General features: G+C 73.8%; 4 protein-coding genes. All 4 read left to right on the forward strand.

What is annotated here, in order from left to right:
• Window positions 1-435, forward strand: a 435-nt coding sequence (locus ABD308_RS04535) for a DUF5825 family protein (RefSeq protein ID WP_344325878.1), incomplete at its 5' end; no start/stop codon positions are given.
• 83 nt (window positions 436-518) lie between these two features.
• Window positions 519-1,718 (forward strand): cytochrome P450 family protein, encoded by a 1,200-nt coding sequence (locus ABD308_RS04540; protein ID WP_344325881.1) that lies wholly within the window; start codon window positions 519-521, stop codon window positions 1,716-1,718.
• Window positions 1,711-2,982 (forward strand): MFS transporter, encoded by a 1,272-nt coding sequence (locus ABD308_RS04545; RefSeq protein ID WP_344325884.1) that lies wholly within the window; start codon window positions 1,711-1,713, stop codon window positions 2,980-2,982. The genes ABD308_RS04540 and ABD308_RS04545 overlap by 8 nt, the downstream gene beginning before the upstream one ends.
• Before the next feature lie 143 nt (window positions 2,983-3,125).
• The coding region (locus tag ABD308_RS04550; protein ID WP_344325887.1) for an NADH:flavin oxidoreductase/NADH oxidase at window positions 3,126-4,197 on the forward strand (1,072 nt) is incomplete at its 3' end.

Below are 4,197 nucleotides of genomic sequence, written 5' to 3' on the forward strand. Positions count from 1 at the left end.
CGGGCGCTGATGCTGCTGCGCGAGGCCACCGGGCAGGGCCTGGCCGTGCTCTGGCACGCGGTCTGCGCGGACGGCTGCGCGGCGCGGCGCCGGTTCCACCACCTCTACCCGCCCGAGCGGCTGACCGGCGCACCGCCGGACGTCCTCGCCGACTGGCGCGCCACGTACTTCCCGAGCAAGTGCGTGTTCCGGCGCGGCCCCGGCTTCGTCGAGGTGCGCGACCGCCGGTTCGGGACGCTGGAGCTGTTCACCATCGACGAGCCCGGCCACCTGGCGCGGCTGGACGCGCTGGCCGAGGGCGTCGAGCCCGACCGGCTGCCGGACGCCGTGCGCCGGGACCTCGCCGAGGCCGGTCTGACCGCCGAGCAGGCCGGCCGCGTCTGGTTCCTGCCCATGCGGGTGCGGCGCTGGCCGTTCCCGTCGCTGACCGTGTAGCCGTGCGGCCGCGTGGCCGTCAGAGTTCCGAGCCCCGCTCCGAGTCCCGCTCCGAGTCCGAGTCCGAGTCCGAGGAGAGATCCATGAGCACCGCGGTCGACGACGCCGCCGCGCGGATGTCCGCGTTCATCCGCGACCCCTACCCCACGCTCGCCCGGATCCGCGAGGCCGGCGCGGTCTCCGTCGTCGAGTTCGGCGAGGGCCTGCCGGTCTACCTGGTGACGCGCTACCAGGACGTCCGGGCCGCGCTGATGGACCCGCGGTTCGGGCAGGACGTCCGGCGCAGCCAGGCCATCGCGAGCGGGCGGGGCTCCGGCCTGACGCTGGGTTCGGAGGTGGTCCACATGCTCAACAGCGACCCGCCGGACCACACCCGGCTGCGCCGCCTGATCCAGGGCGTGTTCACCCGTCGGCGGGTCGATCTGATGCGGCCGATGGTCGAGCGCGTCGCCGGCGGCCTGCTGGACGGGCTGCGCGGGCGGGAGACCGCCGATCTGGTGACGGACTTCGCCTTCCCGCTGCCGATCATGATCATCTGCGAGCTGCTGGGCTTCCCGCCGGAGGACATGCAGGCCTTCCGCACCTGGTCGACGGCGATCCTCACCCAGGGCGGCGAGCTGACGTTCGACCAGGCGACCACCGAACTCAACGACTACCTCCGGGAGTTGATGGCGGCCCGGCAGGCCTCGCCGCGCGCGGACATCCTCACCGACCTGGTGCAGGCCCGTGACGCCGGTGAACTCACCGAGCAGGAGGTGTTCTCGATGGTCTTCCTGCTGCTGATCGGCGGGCACGAGACCACCGTCAACCTGCTCGGCACCGCCACCCTGGCACTGCTCCACCACCCCGACCAGCTCGCCTGGCTGCGCGCCAACCCGGCGGCGATGCCGGTCGCGATCGACGAGTTCCTGCGCTACGAGTCCCCGGTCAGCATGGCCACGCTGCGGTTCACCAACGCCGAGGTGATGGTCGACGACGTGGAGGTCCCGGCGGACGAACTGGTGCTGCTCTCGCTCGGCGCGGCCAACCGGGACCCGGCCCGCTTCACCGATCCCGACCGGCTCGTCCTGGACCGGGGCGATCCCGGCCACCTGGCCTTCGGCCAGGGCCTGCACCGCTGCCTCGGCTCCTTCCTCGGCAAGCTGGAGAGCGAGGTCGCGCTGACCGGCCTGCTGGAGCGCTTCTCGCGGATCGAGCTGGCCGCAGAGGAGGAGACCCTGCCCTGGCGCAACACGATCATGCTGCGCGGCCTGGAGTCGCTGCCGGTCTCGCTCGATGGCTAGCAGCACGGGAACGGACCGGGCCGGAGCCGAGGGGGCGACCGGACTGCTGCGGTTCCGCCCCCGGATCGGCCTCGCGCCCCTGCGCTCGCGCGGCTACCGACTGCTGGTGATCGGGCAGGCCACCTCGGAGTTCGGCAACGCCTTCCAGGTGGTCGCCCTGCCGCTGCTGGTCTACTCCCTGGCCGGGGGCGCCCGCCAGCTGAGCCTGGTGGTCGCCGCCTACGGCGCGGGACGGCTGGCCGCCACCCCGCTCGGCGGGATGCTCGCCGACCGGTTCGGCGCCCGGCGGGTGATGCTGGCCGCCGACCTCGGCCGGCTGCTGGCCACCGCCGGACTGTGCGCGGTCGCCGCCGGCGGCGCGGCGAACTACTGGCTGATCGGCGGGCTCGCGCTGCTGGTGGGCGTCGGGGCGGGGGTGTTCCTGCCGGCCGCCTGGGCGATCACCCCGACCCTGCTGCCCGCCGAGGACCTGCACGCGGGCAACGCGCTGAACAGCACGGTCACCTTCGGCGCCGGTCTGGTCGGCCCGGCGGTGGCCGGTCCGCTGGTCGCCTGGCTGAACCCGGCCGCCGCCCTGGGCCTGGACGCGGCGACCTTCGCGGTGTCGGCGGCGACACTGCTGCTGATCGGCCGTGGCCATCTCGTCGCCCAGCCCCGTCCGATCTCCGAACGGGCGTCCGTGCCACGGAACTTCCGCTCCCTGCTGAGGGAGTCGCCGCTGCTGCGCGCGGTGCTCACGGTGACGGTGATCGCGAACCTGACGGTCGGCGGCGCCACCCGGGTCGCCCTGCCGGCCCTGGCCACCGACGGCTTCGCCGCCGGCGCCGTCGGGCTGGGCCTGCTGCTCGCCGCGTTCACCGGCGGCGCGCTGGTCGGCGGCCTGTTCGCGGCCGGCCTCACCGACCTGCGCTCGCGCGGCCGCACGGCGATGCTCTCCGGCCTGGTGATGGGTGCGGCGATCGGCCTGGTGCCGTTCACCGGGATCGTCGGCGCCGTGCTGCTGCTCCTCCTGGCCGGTGGCGCCAGCACGGTGACCAACGTCCTGGTCGTCACCGGTGTGCAGCGGAACACCCCGCCCGAGCTGCTGGCCCGGGTCATGGCGGCGATCACCTTCTGCGCGCTGGGCGTCTTCCCGCTCTCGGTGATCGCGGCCGGCGCGGCGGTGGACGCCTTCGGGAGCCGGGGGGTGTTCGCGACGACCGGACTCTGCCTGCTGATCGCGTTCGGGTACGCGCTGACCAGGCGCGAGATCCGCGGACTGTGAGGCCGCCGCCCGGCGGGGCCCCGACGGAAGAAGAACCGCTTGCGCTTATGCCGCGCACGCAACTATTGTAGCGGCAGAGATTGCAGCTGCAATCTCTTCTGGCACGCCTCTTCTCCGTCCTCCGTCCCTTCCGGGAGTCCGACATGAGCACCAGCCTCTTCAGCCCGTACACCCTGCGGTCACTGACCGTGCCCAACCGGGTCTGGATGGCGCCGATGTGCCAGTACAGCGCCGCGCCGGACGGCGAGGCGGCGGGTGTCCCCACCGACTGGCACTTCACCCACCTCGCGGCACGCGCCGTCGGCGGCGCCGGGCTGATCCTCACCGAGGCCACCGCCGTCAGCCCCGAGGGCCGGATCTCGCCCTACGACCTCGGGCTGTGGAACGACACCCAGGCGAAGGCCTTCCGCCGGATCACCGACTTCGTCAAGGCGCGCGGCACCGCCGTCGGCGTCCAGCTCGCCCACGCCGGGCGGAAGGCGTCCACCGAACGCACCTGGGTCGACCGCGGCCGCGCCATCGCCCCGGACGAGCCGCACGGCTGGACGCCGGTCGCCCCCAGCGCCGTCCCCTTCGACACGGAGCGGGTCACCCCGCAGGAGCTCACCGTCGAGCAGATCGGCGAGATCGTCGCCCAGTTCGCCGACGCCGCCCGGCGCGCGCTCGACGCCGGCTTCCAGATCGCCGAGGTCCACGGCGCGCACGGCTACCTCGTCCACGAGTTCCTCTCCCCGCACAGCAACCGCCGCACCGACGCCTACGGCGGCTCCTTCGAGGGCCGGATCCGCTTCGCCCTGGAGGTCGTCGACGCCGTCCGCGCCGTGTGGCCCGAGGACCTGCCGGTGTTCTTCCGGGTCTCCGCCACCGACTGGCTCACCGAGAACCCCGAGGACGAGCGCGAGGGCTGGACCTCGCAGGACACCGTCCGCCTCGCCAAGGAGCTGCGCGCGCACGGCGTCGACCTGCTGGACGTCTCCACCGGCGGCATCGCCCCCGACGCCAAGGTCGGCTCCGGCCCCGGCTACCAGGTGCCCTTCGCCGAGGCGGTCCGCACCGCGACCGACCTTCCGGTGGCGGCCGTCGGCCTGATCACCGACCCCGTCCACGCCCAGCGGATCCTCACCGACGGCCACGCCGACGCCGGCCCAGACCGGGGGCAGCCGGTCCTTGCGGCCGGTCTTGACCAGGTAGGCGATCAGGATGCAGACGACCAGG

This window comes from Kitasatospora putterlickiae (genome assembly GCF_039527695.1).
Taxonomy (GTDB): Bacteria; Actinomycetota; Actinomycetes; order Streptomycetales; family Streptomycetaceae; genus Kitasatospora; species Kitasatospora putterlickiae.

Coding starts and splice junctions, on each gene's coding strand:
- ABD308_RS04540 (WP_344325881.1), top strand. CDS start 519: ATGAGCACCGCGGTCGACGACGCCGCCGCGCGGATGTCCGCGTTCATC.
- ABD308_RS04545 (WP_344325884.1), top strand. CDS start 1,711: ATGGCTAGCAGCACGGGAACGGACCGGGCCGGAGCCGAGGGGGCGACC.